The sequence below is a fragment of the Enterobacter sp. WCHEn090032 genome, from assembly GCF_003986875.1.
In the GTDB taxonomy this organism is placed as follows: domain Bacteria; phylum Pseudomonadota; class Gammaproteobacteria; order Enterobacterales; family Enterobacteriaceae; genus Enterobacter; species Enterobacter sichuanensis.
In genome coordinates, this window is sequence record NZ_RXRN01000004.1 from 21,165 (window position 1) to 37,690 (window position 16,526).

Sequence of the window (16,526 nt, forward strand, 5' to 3'; positions counted from 1 at the left end):
TTCATACTTTCCCCGCAGACCCCCTCTCTATAATTTGGGAAAATGTTTCAGAATATTCCCAAAAATGATGAATGATGAAACGTATTACAACAAAAAGCGCATTCGGGAAGAGTGGAATTTAACCCTTTCTCAGGATGACCCTCACCGAGCCGGCATTCAGTTTGCCCGGCGGGTTCGGCTGGCGCGCGCTGTCGGGCTGGCAGTCATGTTTTTTCCCATTGCCGGAATGCTGGTCACCCATTTCTTACCCGGCGGCTGGTGGCTGTTACTGGTGGGGTGGTCCTTCGTCTGGCCCCATTTCGCCTGGCAGCTTTCCTGCCGTGCCGCTTCACCGCATCAGCAGGAAATCTTCAATCTGAAGATCGATGCCATTATCGCCGGGGTCTGGATTGGTCTGATGGGGATGAATGCGTTGCCCACCGCCGCGCTGGTGATGATGGTGGGGATGAATATGATGGGCTCTGGCGGCTGTCGTTTGTTTGTTCCGGGGATCTTCCTGACACTGCTTTCCGCGCTGGTGACGCTGCCGCTGGCCGGACGGATAGTTTTCTTCACTCCCGATCCGGTGGAGTGGGGGTTAACGCTTCCCGTACTTGTGCTTTATCCCATGCTGTTTGCCTGGCTCAGCCACCGCACCGCCGTCAGGCTTGCAGAGCATAAACGGCGGCTGGAAATGATGAGTACCCGCGACGGCATGACCGGGGTCTTTAATCGTCGGCACTGGGAAATGCTGCTGCGAAATGAATTTGAGCAGTGCCGCCGCAACCACTGCACCGCCACGATACTGCTGATCGATATCGACCATTTCAAGAATATCAACGACACCTGGGGGCACGATGTGGGCGATGAGGCGATCATTGCCATTACGCGCCAGCTGCAGATGTCGGTGCGGGCAGGGGATGCTATCGGCCGCTTTGGCGGGGATGAGTTTGCGGTGATTATGTCGCAGACCGCGGCGGAAAGCGCCATCGCCGTCATGTCCCGGGTACACGAGCGGCTGGAAAAACTGTCGTTACCGTGCGCGCCAAAAGAAGCGCTGCGCATAAGCGTAGGCGTTGCCCCCTGGGGGCCGCAGTTTGGACATTATCGGGAATGGCTGAAGGCGGCTGACGTCGCGTTGTACAGAGCGAAAAATGCCGGGCGCAGCCGCACCGAAGTGGCTGCCTGACGCCCGGCGGAGGTCATCAGGATTTACTCAGCTTCTCTGATTTTTCCATGCATTTTGCCATCGCTTCAATGACCGCCGAGCGGAACCCGCGCTCTTCCAGCACCCGCACCGCTTCGATGGTGGTACCGCCCGGAGAGCAGACCATATCTTTCAGTTCACCAGGGTGTTTGCCGGTCTCCAGCACCATTTTGGCGGAGCCCATGACGGCCTGGGCGGCGAACTTATACGCCTGCGCGCGCGGCATACCGCCAAGCACCGCGGCGTCGGCCATCGCTTCTAAAAACATAAAGACATACGCAGGGGCAGAACCACTCACGCCGACCACCGGGTGGATCATTGGTTCGGCAATCACTTCCGCCTCACCGAAGCAGCGGAAGATGTTCAGCACATCGGCCACTTCCTCTGAGGTCACCAGGGCGTTTGGCGTGACGGAGGTCATGCCGGCGTTCACCAGTGAAGGGGTATTGGGCATCGCGCGGACGATTTTGCGGTCGTGGCCCAGCGCGCGCGCCAGCTGATCGAGCGTAATGCCAGCGGCAATCGACACCACCAGCGTCTCTTTATTCAGGCTGGAGGTGATGTCGCTCAGCACTTTGATCATGATGTTCGGCTTAACGGCACCAAAGACGATATCGGCGACCTGGGCCACTTCCTGCGCGCTTTCGGCGGCGTTGATCCCGTATTGATCGCGCAGCGCGGCGACCTTGTCCGGTGACGGGGTATAGACCCAAATCTGACCCGGCAGCACCTGCCCGCTGGCGATCAGGCCGCCCAGAATGGCTTTGCCCATGTTACCGCAGCCGATAAACCCGATTTTCTTGTCCATCACGATCCTCCGTCATTATGCGTTGTTTTCTCTGATTGATAGCTTAACAACGAAATGCAGGCGACAATAGTCGGCAGAGTCATTATGGGGAGACAATATGGCGATTTGGGTTGATGCGGACGCATGTCCGAATGTGATTAAAGAGATTTTGTTTCGCGCTGCCGAGCGCGTTCAGATGCCGCTGACGCTGGTGGCGAACCAGAATATTCGCGTACCGCCATCGCGGTTCATCCGCTCGTTGCGGGTTCCTGCGGGGTTTGACGTGGCGGACAATGAAATTGTGCGTCTGTGCAGCGCGGACGATCTGGTGATCACGGCGGATATTCCGCTGGCCGCTGAAGTGCTGGAGAAAGGGGCGGCGGCGCTTAACCCGCGCGGTGAACGTTACTCGCCATCGACCATTCGGGAAAAGCTCACGATGCGCGATTTTATGGATACACTGCGGGCCAGCGGCGTCCAGACCGGCGGACCGGACAGCCTGTCCCAGCGCGATCGCCAGCAGTTCGCTGCCGAGCTGGATAAATGGCTGCTGGAAGTGAAGCGCCGTACTGCGTAATGATAATTATTGTCAATTTGTGGTACAGTGTGACCTCCACAGGGTTGTCATCCCGTACCGCTTTGCAGTAAAGTAATCGCAACATCTTCTGCAATTATTTCTTTACACTCTTCAGCCATCCGGCATCAAGGGGAACACCTGGTTATGACCCAACCCATCTTTTTAGTTGGCCCCCGCGGCTGTGGGAAAACCACCGTTGGTCTGGAGCTGGCACGCGTGTGTCATCGCCAGTTTGTGGATACCGACCACTGGCTGCAAACCGAGGCCGGTAAAACCATCGCTGACATTGTTGAGCAGGAAGGGTGGGAGAGTTTTCGCGCACGCGAAACGGCCGCGCTGAAAGCAGTCACCACGCCATCAGCGGTGATTGCGACCGGCGGAGGCATTGTTCTGGCAGAGTGTAATCGTCGCTTTATGCGCGAAAAGGGGATTGTTATCTATCTCAGCGCGCCGGTGTCGGCCCTGGTCGGGCGTCTGGAGGCGTTTCCGGAAGAGGGGCAACGCCCGGCGCTGACCGCCAGACCGCTCAACGAAGAGGTGAGTGAAGTGCTGGCCGAACGCGATGCCCTGTACCGCGAATCGGCTCATCACATCGTGGATGCGTCAGCGGCGCCCGAAGACGTTGTGATTCAGATTATTACCGCCCTGCGATTGGCGTGTGCCAGCTAAGCGGCGTCTATACTTATAGCTCAGACATAATAGAAGGATGAGCTATGCCAACCAGACCTCCCTATCCGCGTGAAGCGCGCATTGTTACCGTTGAAAAAGGACAGACGGGTCATACCGTGACCTGGTATCAACTGCGTGCCGATCACCCCAAACCGGACTCGCTGATCAGTGAACACGAAACTGAACAGGAAGCGCTGGATGCGAAACGGCGCTACGAAGATCCCGACATAACCTGAACGTTTTCCTAAACGCTCCAGAATCGTGCCTGAATCACACTTTTTACTCATCGGGAAAGTTAAGCAGGAGTTAATATTTAGTTATTACAAGTAACTCCGGTATCGGCAGGCGATCTTTACATTTCGATGTCGGGATCACCTGCTACGCTTGGTGCTGTTTTGTTGAAAAAACGAACTGTGCAGCGTAGTGAGCCTGTACCTGTGTGCACGATGTTGGAGTAATGGAAGGCGATAAAGATGAAGGCAACGTTGGCGATCCTCACCATTGGTGTGGTCCCTGTAAGCGAAGTGTTACCGCTCTTAACCGAGCATGTATCTGAACAACAGATAACGCATCTCAGCCTGCTGGGCAAGATGAGTCGGGAAGAGGTCATGGAAGACTACGCTGTAGAGGCGGGGGAGGATCCCCTGGCGACGTTATTAAGTGACGGTAAACTGGCGCATGTTTCCCGCCAGAAGATCGAGCGATCGCTACAGGGCGTGATAGAAGTGCTCGATAATCAGGGTTATGACGTGATTTTGCTGATGAGTACCGCACCCATTAAGGGACTCACGGCGCGCAATGCGATTTTGCTGGAGCCGATGCGGATCATACCGCCGCTGGTGGCCTCGATTGTTGATGGTCATCAGGTGGGGGTAATTGTCCCCATCGAGGAGCTTATGGACAATCAGGAAGCAAAATGGCACGTACTTGAAAAAGTGCCCTTATATGCACTGGCCAATCCGTTCTGGGACAGTGAGGCCAAACTCATTGCCGCCGGGAAGGAGTTACTCGAGAGAGGGGCCGATGTCTTGATCCTGGATTGCCTGGGTTTCCACCAGCACCACCGTGATTTACTGCAAAAAGCGCTGGATGTGCCCGTGCTGTTATCCAACGTTCTGATGGCTCGCCTGGCCTCGGAGCTTTTGATGTAATGATTTTGCGTGACAGGTGATGAGCATGGCCCCTATAGTGAATTTTTGTCTAAAATATAAGGGCCAGTTCATGCTTCAGAGTAACGAATACTTTTCCGGTAAAGTGAAATCCATTGGTTTTACCAGCAGCAGTACTGGCCGCGCCAGTGTTGGCGTGATGGCCGAAGGGGAGTACACCTTCGGCACGGCGGAAGCGGAAGAGATGACGGTGGTCAGCGGGGCGCTGAACGTCTTACTGCCGGGTGAAACGGAATGGAAAGTTTACGCTGCCGGACAGGCTTTCAACGTGCCTGGTCACAGTGAGTTTCATCTGCAGGTCGCTGAACCGACCTCTTATTTGTGCCGCTACCTGAAATGATTTTATCCCCTCTCCCCCATGGGGAGAGGGTTAGATGGAATTATCTCTGCGCTTCGCCGCCGAGGCCTTCCACCAGATTCTGAATCAACGCGGCCAGCTCGCCGGTCATCAGGATGAAGTCCGCGTCAAAGCGCTGGGCGTAATCTTCCCTGTCGATATCTTCGTTCTGATCGCGCAACTCATCGCAGAACTTCAGACGCTTGATGGAACCATCGTCGCACATCACAAACTGAATACGCTGCTGCCAGTCGAGCGCCAGTTTTGTCACCACTTTGCCCGCTTCGATATGTACGGCGATCTCGTCGCTCACCAGATCCTGCTTTTTCGCACGGATCACGCCGCCATCTTCCAGCAGAGCTTTCAGCTCGGCTTCATCAAGGATCTGGAATCCCTGCGCCGCCGCACCGCTGCGTACCCATTCGGTCAACGTTAGCTCAATTGGCGTCTCCAGCGCCAGCGGAACGACCGGTAAAGAGCCGATACTTTTACGCAGCAGGGCCAGCGTATCTTCCGCTTTTTTCGCGCTGGCGCAGTCCACCATGATCAGCCCGTTAACGGTATCGATCCACATCATGGTCTGGCTGAAGCGGCTGAAGGCGCGCGGCAGCAGTGAGTGCAGAACTTCGTCTTTCAGCGAATCTTTTTCGGTTTTTTTCAGCTTGCGGCCCTGCTCGGCTTCCAGCTTGAAAATTTTCGCTTCGAGCGCCTGCTTCACCACCGGCGTGGGCAGAATTTTCTCTTCTTTACGGGCGCAGACGATGATTTGACCCGTGCTGCTGGCGTGGGTCAATGCATCGCTCTGTGAACCCATTGGCGGAACCCAGCCGGTTTTTGCCATATCCTGGCTACCGCAAGGGGAAAAGGTATAAGCGGCTAACTGTTTTTCCATCTCTTCTGCACGCAGCGAAACGTCGCGGCTGAGACGGTAAACCATCAAATTTTTGAACCACAGCATGATAATTTCCACGGCCTTGTCGTTAAATCAGCGGGCATGATAACGAATTGTCGCATCGCTTGCATTGCTAATCGGGAAGCGTGCTTCTACTCTGTTGATAATCAAAATAATGAGGAGAGTCTTGTGCGTATTGGGATTGATTTGGGCGGCACCAAAACCGAAGTCATCGCGCTGAGCGAGCAGGGCGAGCAGCTGTTCCGCCACCGTTTGCCGACGCCGCGCGATGATTATCACCAGACTATCGAGACGATTGCCACGCTGGTCGGGATGGCAGAGCAGGCGACAGGGCAAACCGGCAGCGTCGGGATGGGGATCCCAGGGTCGATCTCACCGTATACCGGGGTGGTTAAAAACGCCAACTCGACCTGGCTCAACGGCCAGCCATTTGATAAAGATTTAAGCGCGCGCCTCAACCGTGAAGTGCGTCTGGCTAACGACGCTAACTGTCTGGCGGTCTCTGAGGCCATCGACGGCGCGGCAGCCGGCGCCCAGACCGTGTTTGCCGTCATTATTGGTACCGGCTGCGGCGCGGGCGTGGCCTTTGGCGGTCGCGCCCATATCGGCGGTAACGGCACCGCGGGCGAATGGGGGCATAACCCGTTACCGTGGATGGATGAAGACGAACTCAAATACCGCACTGAAGTCCCGTGCTACTGCGGAAAACAGGGCTGTATTGAGACGTTTATCTCCGGCACCGGTTTTGCGACCGATTACCATCGTCTGAGCGGTCAGCCGCTCAAGGGCAACGAGATCATGCGTCTGGTCGAGGAGCAGGATCCGGTGGCAGAACTGGCCCTGAGCCGCTACGAAATGCGTCTGGCGAAATCTCTGGCGCATGTGGTGAATATTCTCGATCCGGACGTGATTGTGCTGGGCGGCGGCATGAGCAACGTCGACCGGCTGTATGCCACGGTACCGACGCTGGTGAAGCAGTGGGTCTTTGGTGGCGAGTGTGAAACCCCTATCCGCAAAGCTGTCCACGGTGACTCCAGCGGCGTGCGCGGCGCGGCGTGGCTGTGGCCGGAATGAACGCAAAACGGCAACGCAAGTTGCCGTTTTTAATGTTTGTACCCTCTCCCTGTGGGAGAGGGCCAGGGTGAGGGCACCAGACCGCACCATCCCACCATTTATTCCACCGCAAACACTTTATCCAGCCTGCTATACCCCAGCCCGTTAATCTTCTTCACCTTGATCTGCACCGGAATACGTTCTTTCATCGCCTCAACGTGGCTGATCACGCCGATGGTTTTCCCGGTGGCGTTCAGCGCATCAAGCGCATCCAGCGCGGTATCCAGCGTTTCGCTGTCGAGCGTGCCAAACCCTTCATCCAGGAACAGCGAATCGATCCGTGTTTTGTGACTCACCAGATCGGAAAGCGCCAGCGCCAGCGCCAGACTGACCAGGAAGCTCTCGCCGCCGGAGAGGGTACGGGTATCGCGCACCGCATCCGCCTGCCAGGTGTCGACCACTTCCAGCTCCAGCGCGTCGCTGGCCTTACGCTGCAGCAGGTAGCGCCCGTGCAGGCGGTTAAGCTGCTGGTTGGCGAGCCAGACCAGATTGTCCAGCGTCAGCCCCTGCGCAAACTTACGGAATTTGTCGCCGGTGCTGGAGCCGATAAGCGCGTTGAGATATCCCCAGTCGTCTGCCAGACGCGCAGCCTCTTCAATTTGCTGCATCAATGCCAGCTGATGCTGCCGGTTGTCGCTGTCCTGCTTAAGCTGTTGGCGGATCTCGCCCTGATGGGTGGTGTTCTCCCGAAGCTGTTGCGCCAGCTGCTGCAGCTGGGTTTGCAGCGTCGGCGCGTCGGCGTCGAGCCCTTCCGGCCGCAGCACCAGATGAGACTGCAGCTGCTGGTTAGCTTGTCCGCACAGCGCCGCGGCCTGCTGGATCTGGTTTTCCAGCGTCTGTTTCAGCTGTTCGAGGTGACGAAGCGTGGCTTCGTCCAGCAGCGCAGCAAGAAACGCATCCTGGTCGGCAAAACAGCTTGCGGAGAGCGCCGCGCTGAATTGCGTCTGCGACTGCTGCAGGCGCGCTTGCTCCAGCGCTTCCTGCTGCTGCTGTGCACTAAGCTGGCTTTGCAGCGACACGCACTCGTCGTGGATGGCGCGCCAGTCATCCGGAATAGTCGCTTCAGTGTCTTCACCAGGGCTTACCGGCAGCGCGTCGAGCAGCGGCTGCAGAGCGTTCATTCGTTCCTGAAGCACACCCTGCTGCGTTTGCCTCTCCTGCCACTGAGCGAATTCAGCCTCACGGGCCTGCAGCCAGGCGGCTTCATCTCCCTCTTCCGGGACGTTAAGTGATAATGAGAACAGGGTGTGCTCCAGCGCCTGTCGCGCGGCGACCAGCTGCTGCTGATACTGCCGCTCCTGTGCCTCCTGTTCATGCAGCTGGTTTTGCAGGGTCAGACGCTGACTGAGCTGATAAAGCTGGCGCTCGTAGTGTTCCTGCTCATTCATCCATGGCGCGATATCGTCCTGAATCGTTAACGCGACATTCAGGGACGCGCAGGTTTCCTGCCACTCTTTAGCGAGCGCTTGCTCTTCCTGCGACAGCGTCTGCGCGTCGTCTGTCTCACGCTGGATCTGCTGAGTGAGAGCGTTGACCTGTCCCAGCACCAGCAGGCCTTCCTCTTTAAGCGAGGCGACCTCTTTTTCCAGGGCATCACGGCGGCGTTGATTATCCGTCAGTTCAAGCGAGCGGTATGTCTCCACGGCAGGATGCTCGCTGGAGCCGCACAGCGGACAGGGTTTGCCTGCCTCAAGTTGAGAACGGTAATGCTCCAGCTTCTTAATTGTCGCTTCGGTTTCGCACAGGGCTTTCAAATCGAGATAGTGCTGGTTTTTCTCTTTGTACTGCTGGCGGCGCAGCGTCAGCGTTTCAGTGAGCTTCGCCTGTTCCGCCTGGGCTTTTTGCAGGATTTGCGCATTCTGAAGCAGACGTTTTTGCAGTGGCTGATAGCGCGCATGAAGCGACGTTAGCCGCTGGCGCAGCGGGCGCGTCCGGGACTGTTGCTCCATGGCGGCGCTCACCTCATCGGCGGTCAGCGTCAGGGTATTTTCCGGCATCTCTGCCAGCTTCTGGCGTAGCTCAGCCATTCGTGCGGCAAGGGTGGCGATGTGCGTTTTATCGCGGGTCAGCTGGCTGAATTGCGCGCGCCAGCCGGCAATTTCCTGGCCCAACAGGCGATAGCGTTCGTGCTCCGCCAGCCACTGCGCCAGTGCGGTCAGTTCGGTCTGAAGCTGCGCGTGATTACGCAGAGCGGTATTGCGGATCCGCGCACGCAGCGCGGTTCTGGATTGTAAGCGAGTATTTACTTCGATAATTCGCTGCCGGGTTTGCGTCAGACGCACGGTTTGCTCCTGCAGATGTTCCCAAAGCGGGCGGAGCTGAGCGGCTGGCTGAGCAAGCTGGAGTTTGGCCAGTTCAGGCGCAGCGTCCGTCAGCGCCTGTTGCGCCTGCTGCTGCATCTCGGTGACACGCTGCTGCTCGCGCACCAGTTCATCATGGCGCGTAAGCCACTGAAAATCTTTCTGCTGGCTTTGCTGCTGTACCAGCAGGGTTTTCTCTTCGTCAGTAAGTGCCTGCAAACTTTGCTGTAACTGCTGCTGTTGCTCTTCGCTCAGCAGCACGACGCCCGCCGCCTGCGCTTCACACTTTTCAAGCCTACTGCGAGCGGATTTATGTTTCTCAAAGACCATGGCGGAGATCTGGCCGTAAATCTCGGTGCCGGTCAGCTCTTCCAGCAGTTCAGCCCGATCGCCCGGTTTGGCATTGAGGAAGGCGGCAAATTGTCCCTGAGAGAGCAGCATTGAGCGGGTAAAACGGCCATAATCCAGCCCGGTGAGGGCGGCAGTTTGCTCCAGCTTATCCGTCACTTTGTCGGCCAGGATTTTGCCATCTTCGCAGCGCGCCAGCTCCACACGCGGCGCCTGCAGGTTGCCGTCAGGCTGATTGCGCGCCCGGTTCTGGCTCCAGAACGCGCGATAGGCCGTCCCTTTTACCTCAAACTCAACCTCGGCCAGACACTCGGCGGTGTCGCGCGTCATCAGATCATTTTGCGCCTGAGAAACCTTACTCAGACGTGGGGTTTCGTGATAAAGCGCCAGGCAGATGGCGTCGAGCAGAGTGGTTTTGCCTGCCCCGGTCGCACCGGTAATGGCAAACAGTCCGTTGCTGGCAAAGGGCTCAGCGGTAAAGTCAATTTTCCACTCGCCCTTGAGGGAGTTGAGATTTTTCAGGCGCAGGCTCAGAATTTTCATGCGTTTTCATCCTCATCATTGAGCGCATGCAGGGTATGGGAGAACAACTCGCTGAGCCTTGCGCGCTTCGCGTCGTCTATCTCCTCCTGCAAAAGCCTGCGTTCGAACACCTCTTCTACCTTCAGCTCGCTGAGGGTTTCACGCCGGGCGCTGAGCAGAATTTTCTCGCGCTGCTCGCGGCTGCGGCGCACCAGTAAGACTTCAACCGGCAGATCTTCAGTCAGCGCCTGGATTTTTCGCTGCATATCATGCAGGTAGTCATCGGTGGTGATTTCGATGTCCAGCCAGATGGGGGGATCCTGCTCGACATCGCGCCACTGCTCCAGCTGTGCGGTAATGGCGTCGAGATCGCCTTTCAGCACCGCCAGTGGCTGAGTGACCGGAACGTCCAGCGTCTCGACGGCGCTGAGTTTTCCGTCGCAGAAGCTCACCAGATGCACGGATTTGGCTTTACCCGTTTCATCGAAGCTGAGTGAAAGGGGGGAGCCGCAGTAGCGAATGTGTTCGCAGCCGCCGATAACCTGCGCGCGGTGGATATGCCCAAGCGCAATGTAGTCCGCTGGTGGGAAGTTTTGCGCCGGAAAGGCGTCCAGCGTGCCGATATAGATGTCACGAACGGCGTCACTTTTACTGGCCCCGACGGTGGTGAGATGCCCGGTCGCAATCACCGGAATCGGCTGTTCGCCGCGCAGGGCGCAGGCTTCGGCGTACTGCTGGTGATAATACTCGGTGATGGCCTGTAAAAGATGTTGCTGTTTTTGTGCGCCTGACAGCCCTGCCTGGCTTTGCACGATATCGCGGGGACGTAAAAACGGGACAGGGCACAGTACCGCCCCTGGTGTACCGTCCCGTTTTTTCAGGATCTGCGGGGCGTGCCCGGCGCTGGCGACGACGGTGGTATTAAGAAAGGCCAGGATGTCGCGGGATTCGTTGAGCGTTGCGACGGAATCATGGTTACCGGCGACAATCACCAGATGACAGCCGGTTTGCTGCAAATTCACCACGAAGCGGTTATACAGTTCTCGCGCATAGCTGGGAGGAGAACCGGTATCAAAGATGTCACCCGCCACAATAATCGCGTCCACCTCATGCGCCTGGGCCATTTCCAGCAACCAGTTCAGGAACGCGTCATGTTCAGCCGCACGGCTTTTGCTGTAAAAATTTTGACCCAGATGCCAGTCCGAGGTGTGAAGTATGCGCATAGCTGATCCGTGGCGAAAAAGAGAAAGCAGGATTATAAACCTTCAGGGAAGGGAAAATAACCGCTGTAATAAAACAACAGTTTGGCTATTGTCGTGGTACTGTTTTTCATAAATCTGTCATAAATCTGACGCATAATGGCGCCGAATTACAAACTTGTAACGTACATAAGATAAGACAGGGCAAAGTATGGCGAGACGTATTCTGGTCGTAGAAGATGAAGCTCCAATTCGTGAAATGGTGTGCTTCGTGCTCGAGCAAAATGGCTTCCAGCCGGTTGAAGCGGAAGATTATGACAGCGCAGTGAACCAGCTGAATGAACCCTGGCCCGATCTGATTCTGCTGGACTGGATGCTGCCCGGCGGTTCCGGACTGCAGTTTATCAAGCACCTGAAGCGTGAAGCGCTGACCCGCGACATCCCGGTGGTGATGCTGACGGCGCGCGGTGAAGAAGAGGATCGCGTGCGCGGTCTGGAGACCGGCGCGGACGACTACATTACCAAACCGTTTTCACCGAAAGAGCTGGTGGCCCGCATTAAAGCCGTGATGCGCCGCATTTCACCGATGGCGGTGGAAGAGGTGATCGAGATGCAGGGACTGAGCCTTGACCCCACCTCACACCGCGTAATGACCGGTGAAAATCCCCTGGACATGGGGCCTACCGAATTTAAACTCCTGCACTTCTTTATGACTCACCCGGAACGCGTTTACAGCCGCGAGCAGTTGCTGAATAACGTCTGGGGAACTAACGTGTATGTCGAAGACCGGACGGTTGACGTACATATCCGCCGCCTGCGAAAAGCGCTGGAACTGAGCGGCCACGATCGCATGGTGCAGACGGTCCGCGGCACGGGTTATCGTTTTTCTACCCGTTTCTGAACAATGACAGGAGTGTGACGCGTGCTGGAACGTCTGTCATGGAAAAGGCTCGTCTTTGAACTGATCTTATGTTGTATTCCGGCCTTCATTCTGGGGGCCTTTCTTGGACACCTGCCGTGGTTTCTGCTGGCGTCGGTCACCGGGCTGCTGATCTGGCATTTCTGGAACCTGCTGCGCCTCTCCTGGTGGCTGTGGGTTGACCGCAGTATGACGCCGCCGCCGGGAAGCGGCAGCTGGGAGCCGCTGCTGTACGGTCTGCATCAGATGCAGATGCGTAATAAAAAGCGCCGCCGCGAGCTGGGAAGCCTGATTAAGCGTTTTCGCAGCGGTGCGGAATCGCTGCCGGATGCGGTCATCCTGACCACCGAAGAAGGGACCATCTTCTGGTGTAATGGTCTGGCGCAACAGCTGCTGGGCCTGCGCTGGCCGGATGATAATGGCCAGAATATCCTCAACCTTCTGCGCTATCCCGAGTTCACGCTGTACCTTAAAAAGCGTGATTTTACCCGACCGCACAATCTGAAGCTCAATAACGGTCGCCATCTGGAAATCCGCGTGATGCCCTACAGCGATAAGCAATGGCTGATGGTGGCGCGCGATGTCACCCAGATGCACCAGCTGGAGGGGGCGCGTCGCAACTTCTTTGCAAACGTCAGCCACGAACTGCGGACTCCGCTGACCGTGCTTCAGGGCTACCTGGAGATGATGCAGGAGCAAACGCTTGAAGGTGCGCCGCGCGAGAAAGCGCTGCACACCATGCGCGAGCAAACGCACCGGATGGAAGGCCTGGTGAAGCAGTTGCTGACGCTCTCGAAGATTGAAGCCGCGCCAACGCTTGCGCTGAATGACACTATCGATGTGCCAATGATGCTGCGGGTCGTGGAGGGTGAAGCGCAAACCTTAAGCCACAACAGGCATCACCTGACCTTTGAGGTCGACAACACGCTAAAGGTGCTGGGCAGTGAAGATGAACTGCGAAGTGCCATTTCTAACCTGGTGTATAACGCGGTGAATCATACGCCGGAAGGGACGGAGATCGTGGTGCGCTGGCACCATACCCCGACGGGAGCCGAATTTAGCGTGGAGGACAACGGGCCGGGTATCGCGCCGGAGCATATTCCGCGTCTCACCGAGCGCTTCTACCGCGTGGATAAAGCGCGTTCACGGCAGACCGGAGGAAGCGGCCTGGGGCTGGCAATTGTTAAACATGCGGTGAATCACCACGAAAGCCGTCTCGATATCGAGAGTACGCTGGGTAAAGGAACCCGCTTCAGCTTCGTGATCCCGGAACGATTAATTGCCAAAAAGATCGCCTGACAGCCGGTATGTCATTTTACCTTTCCACGGGTCAGCCTCTGCTGGCCCGTTTGCTTTGCAGTCAGGCGAAACGCGAATGAATTTTATACGGTTGGTGGTTTTTTGTTCGCATGATTAGCCATGGCTTTTTCATGAAATTAGCGAATTATTCTGGTCAGTATTTTCATGCTGGCATATTGTTCTGGTTTTGCGATCCCTCCTTGCCTTTAAACGTTATAAGCGTTTAAATTGCGCCCCAGATACTGTCAGACCGACTGTATTTGCGTGGTAAATCGAAAAACTATTCTTCTCCACGCCAGGACGGGAGCATTTCCCGCTGAAATTGAGCAATTTTTCGGCTGTATCGTCCCGTCAGGGAAAACGAAAATCTCAATGTTTTCAACACCACATCCACAGGCAGTAAGGTTTTATGACCCATCACTTAAAATCGCGTGACATCATCGCGCTGGGCTTTATGACATTTGCGCTGTTCGTTGGCGCAGGCAACATCATTTTTCCTCCCATGGTTGGCTTACAGGCGGGTGAACACGTCTGGACGGCCGCGTTTGGTTTCCTGATTACTGCCGTGGGTCTGCCGGTGCTGACCGTCATCGCGCTGGCGAAAGTCGGTGGCGGTGTGGATAGCCTCAGCACCCCGATTGGCAAAGTGGCGGGTGTTCTGCTGGCAACCGTCTGCTATCTGGCTGTTGGCCCGCTGTTTGCGACCCCGCGTACGGCGACCGTTTCCTTCGAAGTGGGGATTGCTCCCCTGACCGGTGACGGCGCGATGCCGCTGTTTATCTACAGCCTGATTTACTTCGCGATTGTGATTCTGGTTTCCCTCTATCCGGGCAAGCTGCTGGATACCGTAGGTAACTTCCTTGCACCGCTGAAAATTGTGGCACTGATTGTCCTGGCGGTAGCGGCTGTTGTCTGGCCTGCAGGCCCGATCAGCGACGCGATGGACGCCTACAAAAACGCCGCGTTCTCTAACGGCTTTGTGAACGGCTATCTGACGATGGATACGCTGGGGGCGATGGTGTTTGGTATCGTTATCGTTAACGCCGCACGTTCCCGCGGTGTGACCGAAGCGCGCCTGCTGACCCGCTATACCATCTGGGCTGGCCTGATGGCCGGCGTGGGTCTGACGCTGCTCTATCTGGCGCTGTTCCGTCTGGGCTCCGACAGCGCCATGCTGGTGGATCAGAACGCGAACGGTGCGGCTATCCTGCACGCTTACGTCCAGCACACCTTCGGTGGCGCGGGCAGTATGCTGCTGGCGGCGCTGATCTTCCTGGCGTGTCTGGTGACCGCGGTTGGCCTGACCTGCGCCTGTGCAGAGTTCTTCGCGCAGTATCTGCCGCTCTCTTACCGCACTCTGGTGTTTATCCTCGGTATTTTCTCCATGGCGGTGTCTAACCTCGGTCTGAGCCACCTGATTCAGGTCTCGATTCCGGTGCTGACAGCGATTTACCCGCCGTGTATCGTGCTGGTGGTGCTGAGCTTTACTCGCCCGTGGTGGAATAACTCCTCACGAATTATTGCGCCAGCCATGTTTATCAGCCTGATTTTTGGTATCCTTGACGGGATTAAAGCATCAGCATTTGCGCAAATACTGCCAGCCTGGACACAGCGTCTGCCGCTGTCCGAGCAGGGCCTGGCCTGGCTGATGCCTACCGTTGTTGCACTGGTGCTGGCGATTATCTGGGACCGTGCTGCAGGGCGTCAGGTGACATCAAACGCCCATTAATCAACGGCAACAAACTGTTTAACCACGGGGCTTAAGGCCCCGTGGTTTTTTGTTTTTTCGTGTTGAATGGCAAGATTTAAATGGAAAGCACTAACAAACTCAAACGTGGGCTGAGCACGCGCCACATTCGCTTTATGGCGCTGGGCTCTGCTATCGGTACCGGTCTTTTTTATGGCTCGGCAGATGCCATCAAAATGGCCGGTCCCAGCGTTCTGCTGGCCTATATCATCGGCGGCGTGGCGGCGTATATCATCATGCGCGCCCTCGGTGAAATGTCTGTTCACAATCCGTCCGCCAGCTCATTCTCGCGCTATGCGCAGGAAAACCTCGGCCCGCTGGCCGGGTTCATCACCGGCTGGACCTACTGTTTCGAAATCCTGATTGTGGCGATCGCCGACGTAACGGCGTTTGGCATCTATATGGGCGTCTGGTTCCCGGCGGTGCCGCACTGGATTTGGGTCCTGAGCGTGGTGCTGATCATCTGTGCCGTTAACCTGATGAGCGTGAAGGTGTTTGGCGAACTGGAGTTCTGGTTCTCCTTCTTCAAAGTCGCCACCATCATCATCATGATTGTGGCCGGTTTCGGCATCATCATCTGGGGGATTGGCAACGGCGGTCAGCCAACCGGTATCCATAACCTCTGGAGCAACGGTGGCTTCTTCAGCAACGGCTGGCTCGGCATGGTGATGTCGCTGCAGATGGTGATGTTCGCTTACGGCGGTATCGAGATTATCGGTATCACCGCCGGGGAAGCGAAAAATCCGGAGAAATCCATTCCACGCGCCATCAATTCCGTGCCGATGCGTATTCTGGTGTTCTATGTGGGCACGCTGTTCGTCATTATGTCCATCTACCCGTGGAATCAGGTGGGCACTAACGGTAGCCCGTTTGTGCTGACCTTCCAGCATATGGGCATCGCGTTTGCGGCCAGTATTCTGAACTTTGTAGTGCTGACCGCCTCACTTTCCGCGATCAACAGTGACGTTTTTGGCGTGGGCCGTATGCTCCACGGCATGGCGGAGCAGGGCAGTGCGCCGAAGGTGTTCGCTAAAACCTCACGTCGCGGCACGCCGTGGGTAACGGTCGTGGTCATGACCGTTGCGCTGCTGTTCTCGGTTTACCTGAACTACATCATGCCGGAGAACGTTTTCCTGGTGATTGCGTCTCTCGCGACCTTCGCAACCGTCTGGGTGTGGATCATGATCCTGCTGTCGCAGATTGCGTTCCGCCGTCGTCTCTCGCCGGACGAGGCGAAAGCGCTGAAGTTCAAAGTTCCGGGTGGTGTCGCAACGACCGTCGTCGGGCTGATCTTCCTGGTGTTTATCATTGGCCTGATTGGCTACCACCCGGATACCCGTATTTCTCTCTACGTCGGCTGTGCGTGGATCGTGCTGCTGCTGGTGGGCTGGATGTTTAAGTGCCGCCGCGACCGCCAGCTGGCGGAAGCGCAGTAAGGTAA

At 56.7% G+C, this 16,526-nt stretch carries 15 protein-coding genes; 11 read left to right on the plus strand and 4 right to left on the minus strand.

The annotated features are described in order from the left end of the window. Positions 1 to 64 precede the first annotated feature (64 nt). The gene (adrA, locus tag EKN83_RS04530) at positions 65 to 1,168 is read left to right on the plus strand and encodes a diguanylate cyclase AdrA (RefSeq protein WP_104556247.1); all 1,104 of its coding nucleotides are present in this window, start codon (positions 65 to 67) and stop codon (positions 1,166 to 1,168) included. A 16-nt stretch (positions 1,169 to 1,184) separates the two neighbouring features. On the opposite strand, the gene proC is transcribed toward adrA, so the two are convergent. Further along, positions 1,185 to 1,994, minus strand: a complete 810-nt coding sequence (proC, locus tag EKN83_RS04535; RefSeq protein ID WP_025756217.1) for a pyrroline-5-carboxylate reductase — start codon at positions 1,992 to 1,994, stop codon at positions 1,185 to 1,187. A 97-nt stretch (positions 1,995 to 2,091) separates the two neighbouring features. Here proC and EKN83_RS04540 point away from each other — a divergent pair, with 97 nt between their 5' ends. From EKN83_RS04540 to ppnP, 5 genes are all read left to right on the plus strand, one after another. Next, positions 2,092 to 2,550 carry a YaiI/YqxD family protein gene (locus EKN83_RS04540; RefSeq protein WP_045285205.1) on the plus strand — a complete coding sequence of 153 codons (459 nt, stop codon included), beginning with the start codon at positions 2,092 to 2,094 and terminating at the stop codon, positions 2,548 to 2,550. Positions 2,551 to 2,694: 144 nt separating this feature from the next. Continuing rightward, positions 2,695 to 3,219: a shikimate kinase AroL gene (gene aroL / locus EKN83_RS04545; RefSeq protein ID WP_126800421.1), complete on the plus strand. Its 525-nt coding sequence runs from the start codon at positions 2,695 to 2,697 to the stop codon at positions 3,217 to 3,219. Positions 3,220 to 3,263: 44 nt separating this feature from the next. After that, positions 3,264 to 3,455, plus strand: coding sequence for a protein YaiA (gene yaiA, locus EKN83_RS04550; protein WP_008503272.1), 192 nt, complete (start codon positions 3,264 to 3,266; stop codon positions 3,453 to 3,455). Between the two features lie 237 nt (positions 3,456 to 3,692). Further along, the gene (locus tag EKN83_RS04555) at positions 3,693 to 4,370 is read left to right on the plus strand and encodes an AroM family protein (protein WP_008503271.1); all 678 of its coding nucleotides are present in this window, start codon (positions 3,693 to 3,695) and stop codon (positions 4,368 to 4,370) included. A 70-nt stretch (positions 4,371 to 4,440) separates the two neighbouring features. Further along, on the plus strand, positions 4,441 to 4,728 hold the full coding sequence (gene ppnP / locus EKN83_RS04560) for a pyrimidine/purine nucleoside phosphorylase (protein ID WP_025756214.1): 288 nt from the start codon (positions 4,441 to 4,443) through the stop codon (positions 4,726 to 4,728). Positions 4,729 to 4,768: 40 nt separating this feature from the next. Here ppnP and rdgC read toward each other — a convergent pair whose 3' ends face one another. Beyond that, positions 4,769 to 5,683 carry a recombination-associated protein RdgC gene (rdgC, locus tag EKN83_RS04565; protein ID WP_025756213.1) on the minus strand — a complete coding sequence of 305 codons (915 nt, stop codon included), beginning with the start codon at positions 5,681 to 5,683 and terminating at the stop codon, positions 4,769 to 4,771. A 123-nt stretch (positions 5,684 to 5,806) separates the two neighbouring features. Here rdgC and mak point away from each other — a divergent pair, with 123 nt between their 5' ends. Further along, the gene (gene mak, locus EKN83_RS04570) at positions 5,807 to 6,712 is read left to right on the plus strand and encodes a fructokinase (RefSeq protein WP_032672414.1); all 906 of its coding nucleotides are present in this window, start codon (positions 5,807 to 5,809) and stop codon (positions 6,710 to 6,712) included. Positions 6,713 to 6,810: 98 nt separating this feature from the next. Here the strand turns inward: mak and sbcC are convergent, their stop codons facing one another. Next, complete coding sequence (gene sbcC / locus EKN83_RS04575; protein ID WP_126800422.1) at positions 6,811 to 9,942, minus strand: exonuclease subunit SbcC; 3,132 nt, start codon at positions 9,940 to 9,942, stop codon at positions 6,811 to 6,813. Beyond that, positions 9,939 to 11,144 (minus strand): exonuclease subunit SbcD, encoded by a 1,206-nt coding sequence (gene sbcD / locus EKN83_RS04580; RefSeq protein WP_126800423.1) that lies wholly within the window; start codon positions 11,142 to 11,144, stop codon positions 9,939 to 9,941. The genes sbcC and sbcD overlap by 4 nt, the downstream gene beginning before the upstream one ends. A gap of 187 nt (positions 11,145 to 11,331) precedes the next feature. Here sbcD and phoB point away from each other — a divergent pair, with 187 nt between their 5' ends. The 4 genes from phoB (at position 11,332) to proY (ending at position 16,521) form a co-directional block, all read left to right on the plus strand. After that, positions 11,332 to 12,021, plus strand: coding sequence for a phosphate response regulator transcription factor PhoB (gene phoB / locus EKN83_RS04585; protein WP_008503265.1), 690 nt, complete (start codon positions 11,332 to 11,334; stop codon positions 12,019 to 12,021). 21 nt (positions 12,022 to 12,042) lie between these two features. Then, positions 12,043 to 13,338, plus strand: coding sequence for a phosphate regulon sensor histidine kinase PhoR (gene phoR / locus EKN83_RS04590; protein ID WP_126800424.1), 1,296 nt, complete (start codon positions 12,043 to 12,045; stop codon positions 13,336 to 13,338). Positions 13,339 to 13,747: 409 nt separating this feature from the next. Next, positions 13,748 to 15,067 (plus strand): branched-chain amino acid transporter carrier protein BrnQ, encoded by a 1,320-nt coding sequence (gene brnQ, locus EKN83_RS04595; protein WP_025756208.1) that lies wholly within the window; start codon positions 13,748 to 13,750, stop codon positions 15,065 to 15,067. A gap of 80 nt (positions 15,068 to 15,147) precedes the next feature. Next, positions 15,148 to 16,521 (plus strand): proline-specific permease ProY, encoded by a 1,374-nt coding sequence (gene proY / locus EKN83_RS04600; RefSeq protein WP_045285210.1) that lies wholly within the window; start codon positions 15,148 to 15,150, stop codon positions 16,519 to 16,521. Positions 16,522 to 16,526: the final 5 nt, after the last annotated feature.

Excerpts from the sequence above, each read along its gene's own strand:
- adrA (WP_104556247.1), top strand. The coding sequence starts at position 65 with ATGATGAATGATGAAACGTATTACAACAAAAAGCGCATTCGGGAAGAG.
- proC (WP_025756217.1), bottom strand. The coding sequence starts at position 1,994 with ATGGACAAGAAAATCGGGTTTATCGGCTGCGGTAACATGGGCAAAGCC.
- EKN83_RS04540 (WP_045285205.1), top strand. The coding sequence starts at position 2,092 with ATGGCGATTTGGGTTGATGCGGACGCATGTCCGAATGTGATTAAAGAG.
- aroL (WP_126800421.1), top strand. The coding sequence starts at position 2,695 with ATGACCCAACCCATCTTTTTAGTTGGCCCCCGCGGCTGTGGGAAAACC.
- yaiA (WP_008503272.1), top strand. The coding sequence starts at position 3,264 with ATGCCAACCAGACCTCCCTATCCGCGTGAAGCGCGCATTGTTACCGTT.
- EKN83_RS04555 (WP_008503271.1), top strand. The coding sequence starts at position 3,693 with ATGAAGGCAACGTTGGCGATCCTCACCATTGGTGTGGTCCCTGTAAGC.
- ppnP (WP_025756214.1), top strand. The coding sequence starts at position 4,441 with ATGCTTCAGAGTAACGAATACTTTTCCGGTAAAGTGAAATCCATTGGT.
- rdgC (WP_025756213.1), bottom strand. The coding sequence starts at position 5,683 with ATGCTGTGGTTCAAAAATTTGATGGTTTACCGTCTCAGCCGCGACGTT.
- sbcC (WP_126800422.1), bottom strand. The coding sequence starts at position 9,942 with ATGAAAATTCTGAGCCTGCGCCTGAAAAATCTCAACTCCCTCAAGGGC.
- sbcD (WP_126800423.1), bottom strand. The coding sequence starts at position 11,144 with ATGCGCATACTTCACACCTCGGACTGGCATCTGGGTCAAAATTTTTAC.
- phoB (WP_008503265.1), top strand. The coding sequence starts at position 11,332 with ATGGCGAGACGTATTCTGGTCGTAGAAGATGAAGCTCCAATTCGTGAA.
- brnQ (WP_025756208.1), top strand. The coding sequence starts at position 13,748 with ATGACCCATCACTTAAAATCGCGTGACATCATCGCGCTGGGCTTTATG.
- proY (WP_045285210.1), top strand. The coding sequence starts at position 15,148 with ATGGAAAGCACTAACAAACTCAAACGTGGGCTGAGCACGCGCCACATT.